This is a genomic window from Cupriavidus sp. 96C5-1, assembly GCF_057798855.1.
On the sequence record NZ_JBYOJU010000010.1, the window covers coordinates 99,587 to 116,251 of the forward strand.

Genomic DNA, 16,665 nt, shown 5'->3' on the forward strand with positions numbered 1-16,665 from the left:
TCACAGACCCAGTGATTTCTTGATCAGGCCGAACACTTCGGTGTTGTCCATCACACCGGTGAAGTTGCTCGCGCCATTGCCGATTGCGCCGATGAAGACATCGGTGCCGCCGTGCGTCTCGCCGCCCGCGGCCATCGGAATCACGGCTTCCTGGTGGTAGTTCTTGTCGTACACCTGCGCATCGGTCAGCGCGGTGCGCGTGCTCGGGCGGTTCTCGCCGTTGCCGAAGCCGATGATGGTGAACGGGTTGCCCGAGGAGTCGATGTTGTTGGCGCCGGTGACGTAGTTCTTCAGCAGGCCCAGCACGCCGGGGTTGGCATCGGTGGTCTTGCCGGTGCGCTTGGCGTAACCGTTGAGCACCAGGGTGTGGTCATGGTCGGCGGTGACCACGATCAGCGTGTTCTTCAGGCCCGGGTCGATCGCATTGAGCTTGGCGATGGCCGATTTGATGGCATCGTCGAACGCGGCGGTATCCTGCAGCGCCTTGCGCGCGGTGGTCTCATGCAGCGCGTGGTCGATGCGGCCGCCTTCCACCATCAGGAAAAAGCCTTTCTTCTTCGCTGCCAGCAGGTCGATCGCCTTGCCGGTCATGTCGGCCAGGCTGGGTTCTTCGGCCGGCACGCGGTCGAGATCGTAGGCCATGTGGCTGCCGGTGAACAGGCCCACCGTCTTCTTGGCGGAAGCCGGATCGATCTTGTCGAAGTCGGCACGGTTCGCGGCATAGGTATAGCCCGCGGCCTTGAGCTCGGCCAGCAGGTCGCGCTTGTCGGTACGCGCGCCGCCGCTGACGGTGGTCGGCTGGAAGTGCTTGCGGCCACCGCCGAAGATCACGTCCACGCCATCGCCCAATGCCGTGTTGTAGCCCGGGCCGTTGGGCACGAGCTGGGCGGCGATGTTGTTCTCGCCATCGCGATGGCAGATATGCGCATAGGTGGCGGCCGGCGTGGCGTGCGTGATGCGCGTGGTGGTGACCACCCCGGTACCGTAGCCGGCGCCCTTCATCTGCTCGAGCAGGGTCGGCACGGCACGGCCATTGCCGGACGTGGGGCAGGTGCTGTCGGCGCCCGACAGGTAATCCTTGCCGCTGGCGTCGTAGGCGCTGGTGTCGGGGGTCATCGAGATGACCTCGTTGTTCATCTTCACGCCGGTCATGTAGGCCGCCATGGAAGGCGCGCTGTCGGTGACCTGGGCGTTGTTCGAATAGGTACGGACAAAGCCGGTTTCCGGCAGGGTGTCCATGGTCAGGTCGCCATCTTCGCCGACCTTGTAGATCCGCGCCGCGGTCATCGTGTTCAGGCCCATGCCGTCGCCAAGGAAGAACACAACGTTCTTCGCCGGCGTCGAAGCGACAGGCGGTGTCGTGGCGGGCGTCTCGTTGCTGCCATTGCTGGCCTTGTTGTCGCCGTCGCTGCCACATGCGGCCAGCGCGAGCGACAACGTCGCGGCGGCCAGCATCGTCATTTTTCTCATGATTCCTCCCGGTTGAAGTCGCCGGAAGGATGCTTGAGTCATATGGCAGGAGCATGACAGAAACACTTGCAAAAGAATCAAGCTGAAATATTTATGTCATATACCGGCTGCAGCGACGGCAATCGGGCTGGCGCGCCACCTCGCGCGAGCGTTGGATCGGCGGGGGAAAACCGGCATCCGGCGCGCGCTTCAGGCCGGGAAGAACAGCGTGAAAACCGTCATGCCGCCGGGCTCGGAACGCACGGCTACCCGGCCATTGTGCAGGTCCATGATGGACTTGACGATGGCCAGCCCCACCCCCGACGATTCGCCGGAGTTGGCGCGGGCCGGATCGGCGCGGAAAAAGCGGTCGAACAGCTTGGGCAGGTGCTCCGGCGCGATGCCGGCGCCGGGGTTGCGCACCTCGATGCTGCTGCCGGACGGGCCGGACGCCGCCGCCATCACGACGGCCTGCCCGGCCGGCGTGAAGCGGATGGCATTGGCGACCAGGTTGCTGACCGCGCGCCGCAGCAGCAGCGGGTCGGCGCGCACCTGGCCGCCGCCCTCCACGGCGATGGCCACGCCGCGCGCCTCGGCCAGTCCCTCGAAGTAGTCGGACAGCGCACCCAGCTCGCGCGCCAGGTCCAGCGTCGCCGGCTTGACCGCCACGCGGGCATTCTCGGCCCGGGCCAGGAACAACATGTTCTCGATCATGCGGGCAAGCCGCTCGTACTCCTCGATATTGGACGCCAGCAGGGCCTGGTATTCGTCGGCGCTGCGCTCGCTGGCCAGCGCCACCTGGCTCTGCCCGAGCAGGTTGCCGATGGGCGTGCGGAAATCGTGCGCGAGGTCGGCGGAAAATTGGGAAAGCCGCTCGAAGCCATCGCGCAGCCGGTCCATCATCTGCTGCAAGGCCGCCGCCAGTTCCGCCAGCTCGGGCGGGAGTTGCGCGGGGTCGACCGGCAATTCAAGCCGCCGCACGGTTACCGACGAGGCCCCGGTGGCGATGCGCCGCAACGGCGCCATGCCGGCGCGCAGCGCCAGGTAGCCGAGCCCGGCCACCGCCAGCGTACCGAACAGCGCCGTCAGCAACAGCCGGGCACGGTAGACACGCAGCAGCGTGGTACGGGAGATGGCGGTCTGGTAGAGCGTGAAAGTCAGCGCCGGCGCCCCGGCACCGGTGCGCACCAGCGCCTGCACGCCGCGCACCGGATATCCCTGCCGCGTGGCCCAGGTGCGGATCGACTCGGGGCCGAAGGGCGCATCGGGCGCCTGCGACGCCAGCACGGGTGGCCCGTCCTTGCCGGTATTGGCCGCCACCAGCACGGTACCGCTGGCCGCGCGCACGATGAGCGCGTACTCGTCGTTGCCGGTCACGACGCTGCCTACTTCGCGCCAGTCGGCGCTGGCGCCGGCACCCTGTTCCATCAACTCGTTGTGCACGCGCACCGCCTTGCGCAGCAGCTCCGCATCGTCGCGCTCGATCACCTGCGTGGCCATCGCGCGATAAAGATAGGCACCCGCGCCGCCGAACACGATGGCCGCCACCAGGCCAAAGGCGAACGCCAGGCGGGCGGTGAGCGAAAGCCTGCGCATCGGCGTCAGGACTGCCGGCTTTCCAGCACATAGCCCATGCCGCGCACGGTATGGATCAGCTTGGGCTGGAAATCGTCATCCATCTTGGCGCGCAGGCGGCGCACCGCCACGTCCACCACATTGGTGTCGCTGTCGAAGTTCATGTCCCACACATGGGAGGCGATCTGCGTGCGGCTCAGCACCTCGCTGTGCCGGCGCGCCAGGAAATGCAGCAGCGAAAACTCGCGCGGCGTGAGTTCGATGCGCCGGCCGGCGCGCGTCACGCGGTGTCGGATCAGGTCGATCTCGAGGTCTTCGATCTCGATGCGGTCGGCCTCCCGCACCGGGCCGCGGCGCAGCAGCGTGCGCACCCGCGCCAGCAGCTCGACGAAGGCGAACGGCTTGGCGAGATAATCGTCTCCGCCCAGCTCCAGGCCCCGCACGCGGTCTTCCACCTCGTCGCGCGCGGTCAGGAACAGCACGGGCGTGTCCTTGTGTTCGCGCAGTTGCTTGAGCACTTCCCAGCCGTTCATGCCGGGCAGCATCACGTCGAGAATGACCAGGTCATAGCTGACTTCCAGCGCCTGGTGCAGGCCATCGGCGCCGGTCACGGCCAGGTCGACCACGAAGGAAGACTCGGTCAGTCCCTTGCGCAGGTACTCCCCGGTCTTGGGCTCGTCCTCCACCACCAGAATCCGCATGCTCGTCCTCGTCTGGCCAATGCCGGCAAGGCACTTCGCGACACCGCGCGGCACCTCGCATGCTCGGATGATAGCCGCTGCCAGGGCGGCCCTGAATGACAAATCTGTAATCGAATCGACCACGTTCCCCACCCCCCGCGCTTTCTAGAATCCGGCCATCGAACCCCAGAACGGGCGGCCGGAGCCTGTGCCCTGCCCGCTCGTCCATCACCCGGGAGAACACCAGATGTGGATCGTCAGGCTCGCGCTGAGCCGCCCCTACACCTTCGTGGTGCTGGCCTTGTGCCTGTTGCTGGCGGGTCCGCTGGTGCTGCTGCGCACGCCTACCGATATCTTTCCGTCCATCGACATCCCGGTGGTGAGCGTGGTCTGGACCTACAACGGCCTGTCCGCCGAGGACATGGCGCGCCGCATCGTCACCGGCTACGAGCGTTCGCTGACCAACAGCGTGGACGATATCGAGCATATCGAGTCGCAGTCGCTCAGCGGCGTGGCGGTGATCAAGATCTTCTTCCACCCGGGCGCGGACATCAACCGGGCCATTGCCGAGACCTCGTCCGGCGCGCAGTCGATGCTGCGCAATATGCCGCCCGGCACCACCCCGCCGCTGATCCTGAGCTACAGCGCCTCCACCGTGCCGATCCTGCGGCTGGCGCTGGCCAGCGACCGGTTGCCCGAGCAGCAGCTCTACGACCTTGGCAACAACTTCATCCGCACCCAGCTGGCCACGGTGCAAGGCGCCTCGGTGCCGCTGCCCTATGGCGGCAAGGTGCGCCAGGTGATGGTGGATCTCGATACGCGCGCGCTGCAGGCGCGCGGCCTGGCGCCGCTGGATGTGGTCAACGCCATCAACGCGCAAAACCTGGTGCTGCCGGGCGGCACGGCCAAGATCGGCGCGCTGGAGTACCGGGTGGACCTGAACGGCAGCACGGCCACCGTGGCCGGCCTCAACGACCTGCCCGTCAAGAGCGGCCCCGGCGGCACGGTCTATGTGCGCGACGTGGCCCAGGTGCGCGACGGCTACGCGCCGCAGGCCAATGTGGTGCGCCGCGACGGCAAGCGCGCCGCGCTGCTGGAAATCGAAAAAAGCGGCAATACCTCCACGCTGTCCATCATCGATCAGGTCAAGGCCATGCTGCCGCGCATCATGGCGGGCCTGCCGCCGTCGCTGCGGGTGCAGCCGGTGTCGGACCAGTCGGTCTTCGTCACCTCGGCCATCCACGGCGTGCTGCATGAGGCGCTGATCGCCGCCTGCCTGACCGCGCTGATGATCCTGCTGTTCCTCGGCAGCTGGCGTGCCACGCTGATCATCGCCATCTCGATCCCGCTGTCGGTGCTGGCCGCGCTGATGGCGCTCTCCGCGCTCGGCGAGACGCTGAACATCATGACGCTGGGCGGACTGGCGCTGGCGGTGGGCGTGCTGGTGGACGACGCCACCGTGGCGATCGAGAACATCACCCATCACCGCGAGCTGGGCAAGCCGCTGGAGCAGGCCATCCTGGAGGGCTCGGCGCAGATCGCGGTGCCTACGCTGGTTTCCACGCTGTCGATCTGCATCGTGTTCCTGCCGATGTTCCTGCTCACCGGCGTGGCGCGTTACCTGTTCGTGCCGATGGCCGAGGCGGTGGTGTTCGCCATGATGGCTTCGTACTTTTTCTCGCGCACGCTGATTCCCACGCTCGCGCATTACTTGCTGCGCGGCGAGGATGGCCATGCCGGCGACGCACTCGCGGGCCGCCTGCGGCGCGCCTGCGCGCGCCTGCAGGCGCGTTTCGAGCGGCGTTTCGAGGCGCTGCGCGCGGGCTACGCCGCCACCCTGGCCACCGTGCTGCGCCATCCCCGGCGCATGGCGGCGGCCTTCCTGGCCTGCTGCGCGGCCTCGATGGCGCTGGTGCCCTTCCTCGGCCAGGATTTCTTCCCCACCGTGGACAGCGGCGAGATCCGCCTGCACATGCGCGCGCGCACCGGCACCCGTATCGAGGAAACCGCGCGTATCGCCGACGAGGTGGAAAAACGCATCCGCGCCGCCATCGGCCCGGACCATGTGGCCGGCATCATCGACAACATCGGCCTGCCAGTCAGCGGCATCAACCTGACCTACGATTCCGCGCTGCCGATCGGCACCGCCGATGCGGAGATCCTGGTGTCGCTGAAGCCCGGCCACAGCCCCACCGCGAACTATGTCGACCAGCTCGGCAGCCTGCTGCCCAGGGCATTCCCCGGCGTGAGTTTTTCTTTCCTGCCCGCCGACATCGTCAGCCAGATCCTCAATTTCGGCCTGCCGGCGCCGATCGATATCCAGGTGGTCGGCGACAAGCTGGCGGAGAACCGCGCGCTGGCGCAAAAGCTGCTGGAACAGTTGCGCGCGGTGCCCGGGCTGGCCGACGTGCATATCCAGCAACCCGACGACCAGCCCGCGCTGACGGTGGACGTGGACCGCACCCGCGCGCTGCAGGCCGGGCTGTCGCAACGCGAGGTAGCGCAGAACCTGCTGATCTCGCTCTCCGGCAGCAGCCAGACCTCGCCCAACTTCTGGCTGAACCCGCGCAACGGGGTGAGCTATCCGCTGATGGTGTCGGTGCCGCAGTACGCGATGGGTTCGCTGCAGTCGCTGTCGAATATCCCGCTCGGGCTCGGTGCCGGCACGGGCAACGCTGCTGGCGCCCGCGCGGATGGCGACCTGATCGGCTCGCTTGGCAGCGTGGCGCGTTCGAACCAGCAAGGCGTGGTGTCGCACTACAACGTGCAGCCGGTGCTCGACATCTTCGGCTCGGTGCGCGGGCGCGATCTTGGCGCGGTAGCCGGGGACATCGGCCGCATCGTCGACGCCGCGCGCAAGGATCTGCCGCCCGGCTCGGAGCTGGTGGTGCGCGGCCAGGTGCAGACCATGCACGCCTCCTTCACCGGGCTGCTCGGCGGCCTGGCGATCGCGGTGGTGCTGGTCTACCTGCTGATGGTGGTGAACTTCCAGTCCTGGCTCGACCCGCTGGCGATCATCGGCGGCTTGCCGGGCGCGCTGGCGGGCATGGCGTGGATGCTCTTCGTCACCCGCACCACCGTCAGCGTGCCGGCGCTGACCGGCGCCATCATGTGCATCGGCATTGCGACCGCCAACAGCATCCTGGTGGTGAGCCTGGCGCGCGAGCTGCGCGCGGCCGGCGTAGCGCCCTTCGCGGCGGCGCTGCAGGCCGGCATCGGGCGCTTCCGCCCGGTGGTGATGACCGCGCTGGCCATGCTGATCGGCATGATCCCGATGGCGCTCGGCGCCGGCGATGCCGGCGCGCAGAACGCGCCGCTCGGCCGCGCCGTGATCGGCGGCCTGGCCTGCGGCACCGTGGCCACGCTGGTGCTGGTACCCACCCTGTTCGCCCTGCTGCACCGCTGGCTTGCCGCCCGCGCACCCGCAGCGGCAACCCATCCCGTTCTTCATCTCGACCAGAAAGGTCCGGCATGACTCTCCCTGCTTCCAATGCTTCCCAGGCCGGCGCCACGGCGGACACCGTGGCCGCCCCTGCCTTGCCCGCGCGCCGCCTGCGCGCCAGCCTGCTGGTGCTCGCCCTGCTCGGCGCTCTGCTCGCCGCCGGCATCGTGCCCCGGCTGCACGCCAATGCGGCGCTCGCCAGCCGCAGCGCCGACGCGGCCGTCACCACCGTCGCAACGGTACAGCCGGGCAATGCGGCGGCCATACGCGAGCTGATCCTGCCGGCCGACGTGCGCGCCTTCCAGGATGCACCGGTCTATGCGCGCGTGAACGGCTACCTGCGCCGCTGGTACGCCGACATCGGCACGCCGGTGAAAGCGGGCCAGCTGCTGGCCGAGATCGACGCGCCCGAGGTCAGCGACCAGTTGCGCCAGGCCCGTGCCGACGAGGCCATCGCCGCCGCCAATTACGCGCTCGCCAAAAGCACTGCCGCGCGCTGGCAGGACCTGCTCGATTCGCGCTCCGTGGCGCAGCAGGACACCGATCAGAAAGTTGCCGACATGCAGGCCAAGGCCGCCACGCTGGCCTCGGCCCGCTCCAACACGGCGCGGCTTGCCCAGCTCGCCTCCTACACGCAGATCCGCGCGCCCTTCGACAGCGTGGTCACCGCGCGCAACGTGGACACCGGCGCGCTGATCGATGCCGGCAGCGCCGGCGGGCCGGGGCGCGAGCTGTTCCACCTCTCCGCCGGCGAGCGCCTGCGCGTGTACGTGCAGGTGCCGCAGGACGCCAGCGGCATGGTTGGGCCGCAGATGCAGGCCTGGCTCACGCTGCCGCAGTTTCCCGGCCAGCGCTTTGCCGCCACCGTGGCGCGCAACGCCGGCGCCATCGACAACATCACACGCAGCCTGCGCGTGGAGCTGGACGTGGCCAACGCGGGCGGGCGCATCCTGCCGGGCGCCTATGCCGAGGCGCACCTGAGCGCGCCGCAGGCCAGCCCCGGCCTGGACCTGCCTGCCAACACCCTGATGTTCCGGCCGCAGGGCACGTGCGTGGCTGTGGTCGGCGCCGATGGCAAGCTGGCGATCCGGCCGGTGACGATCGGGCGCGACTTCGGCTCGCATGTGGAAATCACCGAAGGCTTGCACGGCGGCGAGCAGGTGGTGGTCAATCCCGGCGACGGCCTGCTGGCGGGCGACAGCGTCAGGGTGGTGCCGGTTGCGCCGGTTGTGCCGGTTGCGCAAGCCGCGCCCGCTGCCGCGCCGCAGGCAACGGCACTCGGCCAGGCAAAGTAGGCCCGCCATGCAGACTCCCGACACCGCCAGCCAGAGCCATGGCCCGCGCCGCAAGGCCGGGCGCGTGGCCATCGCCCTCGCCGCCCTGCTGGGGCTGGCCGCCTGCGCCACCGCGCCGCCCTACCAGCCGCCCGCCGTGGACACGCCCGCCGCATACAAGGAAGCCGGCGCCAGCGCCGCTCACCCGGGCGGCCCCGCGGGCATCGCGCCGGACTGGTGGCGCGTCTATGCCGATGCCCGGCTCGACACCCTCGAACAACGCATCGACGTTTCCAGCCAGACGCTGCGCAAGGCCGTGGCCCTGCTGCAGGACGCGCGCGCACAGGCCCGGGCCGCGCATGCCGCGTACTTCCCCACCGTCGGCGCCGGGCTGAGTACCGGCAGCAGCCATACCTCGGCCAATGTGGTGGGGCGCTCGCTGGCCGGCAAAACCGAGCCGGACCACCTGCTGGGCCTCACTGCCTCGTGGGAGCCGGACCTGTGGGGCCGCATCGGCAACGGCGTGGACGCGGCCGAGGCGCGCGCCCAGGCCAGCGCCGACGACGTGGCCGCGGTGCGGCTGGGCCTGCAGGCCGAACTCGCCGCCGACTACTTCAGCCTGCGCTCGGCCGACCGCGAACTCGACCTGCTCGGGCGCACCGTCGAAGCCTACGGCACGGTGCTGGCACTGGCGGGCAACCGCTACCGCGGCGGCATCGCCACCGAAGGCGACGTGGCGCAGGCCCGGGCCCAGCTGGAAAACACCAAGGCGCAGCTCGCCGACCTGCGCCTGAACCGCGCGCAGCTGGAGCATGCCATCGCCACGCTGGTGGGCGAACCGGCCGCGCGCTTCTCGCTGCCGCCGCTGGCCGACACCTCGGTGCTGCCCGCGCTGCCGGCCATGCCGGCCGCGCTGCCCTCGCAACTGCTGGAGCGCCGCCCCGACATCGCCGCCGCCGAACGCCGCGTGGCCGCGGCCAACGCGCAGATCGGGGTGGCCCGCGCGGCGTTCTTCCCAAGCCTGCTGCTGGCCGTGAGCGGCGGCGTGGAGAGCACCAGCCTGGCCGGCTGGCTAACCGCGCCGAGCCGCTTCTGGGCCATCGGCCCGGCGCTGGCCGCCACGCTGTTCGACGGCGGGCGCCGCCAGGCGGTAGCCGACAGCGCCCGCGCCCAGTTCGACGCCAGCGCCGCCGACTATCGCGGCACCGTGCTGCGCGCCTTTCAGGAAGTGGAAGACAACTTCGCCGCGCTGCACGCGCTGCAGCAGGAGGCGGCCAGCCAGCAGGCCGCCAGCGAGGCATCGGAACGCGCCCTGGCGCTGGGGCTGGACCGCTATCGCAAGGGCGCGGTGGCCTACCTCGACGTCAGCGTGCTGGAGAGCGCGGCGCTGGCCAGCGAGCGCGCGGCCGAGGCGGTACACCGGCGCCAGCTGGTGGCAAGCGTGCTGCTGGTGAAGGCGCTGGGCGGGGGATGGGAGGAGCCGAAAGATTCACGCAGTGCGGACACCGCCATTGGGAGCGAACCGTGGCGGTAAGCCATGACCGGTACAGGAAGATGCGCGCCTCATTGCACATCCTCCCCCAGCGGCCCGATGGCGGTCGTATCTATCCGTTCGACCTTCCCTTTCTGGTGGACTTCCGTGCGCAGCACGTATCCCTCGGACGGGCAGAACCACTCGGTGATGTTCATGACCGCCGGCTCGGGCTGGATCAGTTCATCGCCCATCATCAGGGGACCGATCGAGCTTCGCTTTTCATAGGTGATCGGAAAGCATTCGCGGGGCCCGAGGGCGGTCTCTATGGTTTGCCTGCGCCCGACCCGGCGCTCGCCGACCACGACCGAGGCCGAGGGCGCATGCAAGGTCGTGACCATTTCATCCGTGGCCAGGCTATGGATCTCGAGTTCCATGCTGGCCGTCATGGTCTGCCCCGGGATCACGCTGCCTTCCCGCAGTGGCAGCCCCACATAGCTCAGCACGCCCACTCCCTCGAAGGAGGCTTCGCCGAAAAGACGCGTATAGCGTGCCTGGGCATTGATCGTGGCATTCCGGCTGCGCACCTTTCCCGTGATGGCCCCGGCCTTTTCGAAGCGCATCCGAAGGACCTGATCCATCACGACCGGAGGCCCCATCATGGCCGCCAGCGCCGACTTCGAGTGAATCGACAGCCATGCGCTGCAACCGGATTCCGTGACCACCGGGTAACGGGAGGTCATCGTGGTCGACATCGGCATATCGCCATCCGCTTCCAGCTGAATCCGCGCGCCGGCCTTGAACCATGGCGCGTCGCAGACCATGCCTGGCAGATTCTCCGGCGCGGTACTGGCCGGCGCCTGCTGTGCCCACGCGCTGCCGCCGAAGCCGCAGAGCAGCATGAGGGCGGCGCCAAGCCTGCCCGGTACCGGAACCGCCCGGCAGAGACTAGCCGTCATGTTTTATCCCAAGCTGGAAACCTGAATCCGGCCGCGGGCGGCGCCCAGCCAGTCTCCCGGTCTGCAAATTTCCCGAATTCCCGAATTCCCGATGTCCCGATTTCCGGCTTCCGGCTTCCGGCCCGGAACGCCGGAAGCCGCTTCCGACCTGCCAGTTTGCGCACGCGCGCCGGCTTCGACCGAAGGTAGCACTTGGCCCGGTCCCAGACAAGCGGCATGCGGACGACCCGCACCGCGAGCCGGAGCGAGGCTTCCCGCCAGCCAGGCAAGCTGACCGGCAGCGACGGCAGCCGGCCTTCCTCCCGGATCTCAGCCGCCGCGCTTGCGCGCCATCCACGCACCCCAGAACAGGCTGCTGAAAAATCGCTGCGGCGCCGCAAACCCGGCTTCGGCCAGCAGGGCGTGCACCGCCTCTTCCGAGGCTGGCGGATCGGCCCCTTGCAGGATCTTGCCGAGCTTGGCCTCGACCTCGTCGGCGCTGGCCCCCTGCATGCGCCAGCGTTCACCCCATGCGGCCAGCAGCAAGGGCTCCGAGGCATAGGCGCGGTAGTTGCCGGCCAGGATCAGCGGCGCGCCCGGCTTCAGGCGCGCGGCGATGGCTTTCAGGATGCCGAGTTTGGCATCGTCGCCGGGCAAGTGATGCAGCACGCCGATCAGGGTGGCGGCATCGTACAGCGGCATGGCGGGGAGATCCTCGACTACGCCCTGCACGGCTTGCGTGCACGAGGCCAGGCCAACTTCGGCAAGGCGTGCCATGGCGAGATCCAGCATCGGCCTCGAAGGGTCTACCGCGGTGAAGCGCCACGCCGGCTCCAGCCGGGCCGCGCAGACGATCTCCTGCGCCGTGCCGCCGGCGCCCGCCACCAGCACCTGTGCCGTGCGCCCGGCGCCCAGCGAGGCCGCCAGCATGCAGGCGCTCAGTTCATGGCAGGCATCGTAGCCGGCCAGCGCGATCCGGCTTTGCTGTGCATATTCGCCTGCGCGGCTGGGATCGAACTTGCTTGCGGCATCGGCTGCGGTGGGGTGCATCGGGTTCCTCTCTCTCGTCTCTTTCATCTCTTGTACCGGGGATCGCGCATGACATGCGTCATGGTTGAATTCATGTCTTTAACGACTGAACCAGAGACTAAAGGCACGGCCCCACAGGTACAAGATGAGGATTTATGCTGGTATGAGATGTACCAGCACCAGCCGGTGCAGGACCGGTTCGCGGCGGCGCTCACTCGGCATGGGCAAGCCGGCCGCTGTCTTCCGACACCCCGCTGCCGCTGGCGAAAGGCACCGGCTGGCCGATGAAATATCCCTGCGCGAAATCCACGCCAAGCTCGCGCAGGCGCTGCAGCATCGCCTCGCTCTCGACGAACTCGGCAATGGTCTGCTTGCCCATCGCCTGCCCGATGCGCTGGATCGCCTCCACCATGACCAGGTTGACGGGATCGCCCAGCATCTCCCTGACAAAGCTGCCATCGATCTTCAGGTAGGTTGCCGGCAAGTGCTTGAGATAGGTGAAGGAGGCCATGCCCGCGCCAAAGTCATCGAGCGCGAAGGCGCAGCCCATGCCCTGCAGTTGCCGGATAAAGGCCGCCGCTTGCGCCAGGTTGCCGATCGCGGCAGTCTCGGTGATTTCAAAGCAGATGCCGTCGAGCGCAATGGCATGCCGCTCGGCCTGCGCACGCACAAAGGCCGGAAAGCTGTCGTCGGCCAGCGATGCGCCCGACAGATTGATGGCGCACACGCCAATCTCGCCAGGACAGCCGGCATGCCTGCGCGCCAGCTCGGCAAAGGCCGCCTCCACCACCCAGCGGTCGATCATGGGCATCAGGTTATAGCGCTCGCAGGCCGGCACGAAGGCCATCGGCGGTACCATGCGGCCGTCCTCATCCACCAGCCGGAGCAGCAGTTCGATATGCCGCCCGCATGACGGCCCCGGCTGCAGCGGCATGATGTCCTGCGCATAGAGGCAAAAACGCCCGGCCGCGAGCGCAGCGTGCACGCGGCTGACCCACTCCATCTCGCTGTGGCGCATGCGCACCACGCTGTCCTGCGGATGATAGACCTGCACGCGGTTGCGCCCGCCCTCCTTGGCCATATAGCACGCGGCATCGGCGGCGCTGAGCGCCTCGGCCACCGCGCCGCTGCCGCCATCCAGCCGGATCATGCCGATGCTGACGCCCAGCGTGAACGTGCGCTGGCGATGCGCAAAGCGGAAGCTCGCGATGGCGTGGCGCAGCGCCTCGGCAACGCGCTCGCCGCCGGCGCCCGCGCATTGCTCGAGCAGCACGCCGAATTCATCGCCGCCCAGGCGCGCCAGCGTATCGCCCTTGCGCAACTGCTGGCGCATGACCTCGGCCATCTGCCGGATCAGTTCGTCGCCGGCGGCGTGGCCGCAGGTATCGTTGACTACCTTGAACTGGTCCAGGTCGAGGTACATCAGCGTATGCGCGCACCCTGCCGTCTGCGCCTGCACGATTGCCGCGGCGACGCGCCGCTCGAACTCGGCGCGGTTGACCAGCCCGGTCAGCGCATCGTGGCTCGCTTCGTAGGCCAGTTGCGCCGCATGCTCGCGCTCCCGGCTAACGTCGTGCAGCACCAGCACGGCGCCGATCGCGTGGCCGGCACCATCGCGGATCAGCGCCACCGACGGCTTGACCGCCACCGGCCGGGCACCGCGCCGCGCCAGCAGCAGGACGGCCTGGTCCGGCCAGCTCTGCTGCAACGCCAGCGTCACCAGGTCGGGCACCGGCGCGCGCGTGCCTTCGTCGTGCAGCGGACATACCTCCCGCATCGGCAGTCCCTTCGCTTCCACTCCGCGCCAGCCGGTCAGCAACTCCGCCGCCGGGTTAAGGGACTCGATCCGCCCCCATACATCCGTGGTGATGACGGCGTCGCCGATCGCCTGCAGGGTCACCTGCGCACGTTCCTTCTCGGCAAACAGCTGGGCCTCGGACAGCTTCTGCTCGGCAATGTTGGTCAATGACCCCGCCATGCGCGCGGCACGGCCCTGCGCATCGCGCACGATGCGGCCACGCGCGCGTACCCAGAGATAGCCGCCGGCCTTGGTGCGCATCCGGAATTCGGCATCGTAGGGCAGGCCGTTGCGCAGATGGAGCAGGAGCCTTTCCTCGTGCGCCAGGACCTCGGACGGATGCAGCAGCCCGATCACGGTTTCGCGCGCCTGCCTCAGTTCATCGGCGCCATAGCCCAGCATCTCGGCGCAGCGCGGTGAGAAATAGAGCTCGCCGTGCTGCAGGTGCCAGTCCCACAGGCCGTCGTTGCTGCCGCCCACGGCGAGCTGGAGACGCTCCTCGCTGTGCGCCAGCGCCTCCTTCAACCTGCGCTCCTGGCGCAGCATCCGTTGCGACAGCAGGATGGCAACCAGCATCAGCAAGACAGCGGCGCCGACGGTGCCCACCACCAGCAGCCCGCTGACGCGGCGCGAAGCCTTGCCCAGGGCATAAGAGAATGCCGCCTCCAGCGGGGTCAGCCGAGCGTCGAGGGTCTCGATCCTGCGCAGCACCGGGGCCAGGCAATCGGCATCGCAGCCGGGTGTGGCCAGCAGGCCGCGCAGCGCGAGCGCCTGTTGGTCCAGCGACTGGATCTCGATATCCGCCGTCGCCCAGACCGAGATGGCCTGGTCGATTTCCGCGACATGGCGGAAATTGCGGTATAGCCGGATCATGCCGGGGATGTCGTCGGGATGGTTGCCGCCGGCGATCAGCCCGGCGCGCGCGCGCTCGTAATCCGGCTGGCCGCGCTCCAGTTCGAGCCGGGCCTGGCGATCGCCGAGCGGCAGGGCGATGGCGGCGAGATACGCCTGGAAATCGGCTTCCTGCCCGCTTTCGCCGTACCGCAGCAGGTGCATCACGGCGCTCTTCTGACCCTTGGTCCACATGCTCTCGCCTGCCACGAAGGCACGCGCGGCGGACAGCAGGTCCACGCTGGCTACACTGATCAGCGCCAGCGCCAGCACAACCGGAACGAACGGCCAGATGATGCGCAGTACGTGCTCACCAGCCGGCAGGGATCCGCGAGCCTGCCCCATGGGGACTCCCGCGCCGGCCGTCACGCCGGCACTGTCGGTGAAGTGCCGCAGCACGTCGGCGGCATGACCTCCCCATTGTCCGACGGGGAATACCGGTTGTCTCTAACTCAGACGAGTTAAATGATGGGGATGGCGCCCCTGCGGACGCCCGGCCAGGCCGGCGTGCGATCGACGCGGGCTTTCGCATCGCGCCGCGCGAGCGTGCCCGAGGGCTCCCCCGGCAGGCGGGCGGCATCCTGGGACGGGCAATCGCCGCGTACAATCGGCTGATGCCAAAAACAAACCCAAGGAGACAAGGCATGGCTGTGATCGGACCGGATGTCAGCGTGCACCCAAGCGCCTACGTGCACGAATCAGCGTACCTCTATGGCAAGGTCACCGTGCACGAAAACGCGTCGATCTGGATCAATGTGGCGGCGCGTGCCGAAAACAAGGAAATCGTGATCGGCGCATACACGAATATCCAGGATTTCGTCATGCTGCACGTGGGCGAACGCACGCCGACAATCATCGGCAGCCATTGCTCCATCACCCACCACTGCACCATCCACGGCTGCACGATCGGCGACAACTGCCTGATCGGCATCAATGCCACCATCATGGACGGCTGCGTGATCGGCGATAACTGCATCGTTGCGGGTCATGCCTTCCTCAAGGAAGGCACCGTGATCCCGCCCAACTCCATCGTGATGGGCAGCCCGGGCAAGGTCACGCGTACGCACAACAATTATGTGCGCAACCGGCTGAATGCGTTTCTTTACTACAAGAATGCGCTGGCCTATGCGCGGCAGAATTACCGGGCGTGGGATGCGCCCGGATTCCCTGAAGAGGTGATGCGGGAGATGGCGAAGCTACAGGCCGAACTTGAGAGGCTTGAAGGCTGAACCGCGCGCGGCGCGGTCCTGCCGTTGCGGCAGTCGCCCTCCCTATGCACTAATGACGTAAGTCGGTCCATATTGCGGAAGCAGCCTGTCCTCTGTGAGCAATACCATCGCCTCCCCCATGACCTGTGCGATAAGCATGCGGTCGAATGGATCCTTATGGTTTGCGAATGTTGGCAGCGTCTCGACCAAAAGGGCGTGCCGGGCCTCCACTGACAATATCTGATAGCCAGAGAGGCGGAAGACAGCGCCAGCCTGTGCGGCTGTAATGGCCGCAGGGAGTTTGCCGAGCGAGCTCTTGATCGCAATCTCCCAAAGGCTGACAGCACTGACCCAGATCTCGTTCGAGGGGGTTTCAATCAACTCACGGGCGAGCGGGGAAAGCCTCTCGTCGTCGAAACAAGCCCACAGCGCGATGTGCGTGTCGAGCAGGAGTCTCATCCTGGCGTGTCCTCGGATGCGCCAATGCCGAACAACCGGGCAATCTCTTCGTCTGCCGAATTGAATTGCTCGAGGCTGAACGACTGCCAGTTGGCCAGCACGGCCTTGCCGGCACCGATACGGCGCGAGACGTCCTTCTCCGGCGGCAGGATGGGCACAAGTTTGGCTGCTGGCTTACCGTTACGGGCGATCACCACCTCTTTCTCCTCGCCCTTCTCGATAGCCTCTACCAGCCTGGAGAGGCCAGATTTGGCATCGTGCATATTCACGATCAGCATGACAGGCTCCGCATGAATCTAGCTAATCAATTAGCTAAGGATAGCATTCCCCATCTGCGCCAACAAGCACGCCTTCCCACACGAGCGCTGACAACACCCCCGAGGCATCCACCGAAACGTCTCGGTGGATGCCGGGCGGCGCCCTGGTGCACCCCAGCGCCAGGGGCGGCAAC

General features: G+C 67.9%; 12 protein-coding genes. 4 read left to right on the forward strand and 8 right to left on the reverse strand.

Going from position 1 to position 16,665, the window contains the following annotated elements; genetic code table 11:
* The 3 genes from AC3FOF_RS14075 to AC3FOF_RS14085 all read right to left on the reverse strand — a co-directional run bounded on the left by AC3FOF_RS14075 (position 1) and on the right by AC3FOF_RS14085 (position 3,725).
* The gene (locus AC3FOF_RS14075) at positions 1-1,470 is read right to left on the reverse strand and encodes an alkaline phosphatase (protein WP_488726934.1); all 1,470 of its coding nucleotides are present in this window, start codon (positions 1,468-1,470) and stop codon (positions 1-3) included.
* Between the two features lie 189 nt (positions 1,471-1,659).
* Positions 1,660-3,045, reverse strand: coding sequence for a heavy metal sensor histidine kinase (locus AC3FOF_RS14080; RefSeq protein ID WP_488726935.1), 1,386 nt, complete (start codon positions 3,043-3,045; stop codon positions 1,660-1,662).
* A gap of 5 nt (positions 3,046-3,050) precedes the next feature.
* On the reverse strand, positions 3,051-3,725 hold the full coding sequence (locus AC3FOF_RS14085) for a heavy metal response regulator transcription factor (protein ID WP_017230602.1): 675 nt from the start codon (positions 3,723-3,725) through the stop codon (positions 3,051-3,053).
* A 226-nt stretch (positions 3,726-3,951) separates the two neighbouring features.
* Between AC3FOF_RS14085 and AC3FOF_RS14090 the strand changes: the two genes are divergently transcribed.
* The 3 genes from AC3FOF_RS14090 to AC3FOF_RS14100 are packed head-to-tail and all read left to right on the forward strand — an operon-like array spanning position 3,952 to position 9,954.
* Positions 3,952-7,179, forward strand: coding sequence for an efflux RND transporter permease subunit (locus AC3FOF_RS14090; protein ID WP_488726936.1), 3,228 nt, complete (start codon positions 3,952-3,954; stop codon positions 7,177-7,179).
* Positions 7,176-8,441, forward strand: coding sequence for an efflux RND transporter periplasmic adaptor subunit (locus AC3FOF_RS14095; RefSeq protein ID WP_488726937.1), 1,266 nt, complete (start codon positions 7,176-7,178; stop codon positions 8,439-8,441). The genes AC3FOF_RS14090 and AC3FOF_RS14095 overlap by 4 nt, the downstream gene beginning before the upstream one ends.
* 7 nt (positions 8,442-8,448) lie before the next feature.
* A complete protein-coding gene (locus AC3FOF_RS14100) occupies positions 8,449-9,954 on the forward strand; it encodes an efflux transporter outer membrane subunit (protein ID WP_488726938.1) in 1,506 nt (501 codons plus the stop codon).
* Between the two features lie 29 nt (positions 9,955-9,983).
* Here AC3FOF_RS14100 and AC3FOF_RS14105 read toward each other — a convergent pair whose 3' ends face one another.
* From AC3FOF_RS14105 to AC3FOF_RS14115, 3 genes are all read right to left on the reverse strand, one after another.
* Positions 9,984-10,793: a hypothetical protein gene (locus tag AC3FOF_RS14105; RefSeq protein ID WP_017229844.1), complete on the reverse strand. Its 810-nt coding sequence runs from the start codon at positions 10,791-10,793 to the stop codon at positions 9,984-9,986.
* 366 nt (positions 10,794-11,159) lie between these two features.
* On the reverse strand, positions 11,160-11,879 hold the full coding sequence (locus AC3FOF_RS14110; RefSeq protein ID WP_488726939.1) for a class I SAM-dependent methyltransferase: 720 nt from the start codon (positions 11,877-11,879) through the stop codon (positions 11,160-11,162).
* 190 nt (positions 11,880-12,069) lie between these two features.
* Positions 12,070-14,892: an EAL domain-containing protein gene (locus AC3FOF_RS14115; RefSeq protein WP_488726940.1), complete on the reverse strand. Its 2,823-nt coding sequence runs from the start codon at positions 14,890-14,892 to the stop codon at positions 12,070-12,072.
* 299 nt (positions 14,893-15,191) lie between these two features.
* On the opposite strand from AC3FOF_RS14115, the gene AC3FOF_RS14120 reads away from it, so the two are divergent.
* Positions 15,192-15,776 carry a gamma carbonic anhydrase family protein gene (locus AC3FOF_RS14120; RefSeq protein WP_017229848.1) on the forward strand — a complete coding sequence of 195 codons (585 nt, stop codon included), beginning with the start codon at positions 15,192-15,194 and terminating at the stop codon, positions 15,774-15,776.
* A gap of 42 nt (positions 15,777-15,818) precedes the next feature.
* On the opposite strand, the gene AC3FOF_RS14125 is transcribed toward AC3FOF_RS14120, so the two are convergent.
* Together AC3FOF_RS14125 and AC3FOF_RS14130 are read right to left on the reverse strand one after the other, a co-directional pair.
* Positions 15,819-16,214 carry a type II toxin-antitoxin system VapC family toxin gene (locus tag AC3FOF_RS14125; RefSeq protein WP_488726941.1) on the reverse strand — a complete coding sequence of 132 codons (396 nt, stop codon included), beginning with the start codon at positions 16,212-16,214 and terminating at the stop codon, positions 15,819-15,821.
* Complete coding sequence (locus tag AC3FOF_RS14130) at positions 16,211-16,492, reverse strand: type II toxin-antitoxin system Phd/YefM family antitoxin (protein WP_017229850.1); 282 nt, start codon at positions 16,490-16,492, stop codon at positions 16,211-16,213. Before AC3FOF_RS14130 ends, AC3FOF_RS14125 begins: the two co-directional genes overlap by 4 nt.
* Positions 16,493-16,665: the final 173 nt, after the last annotated feature.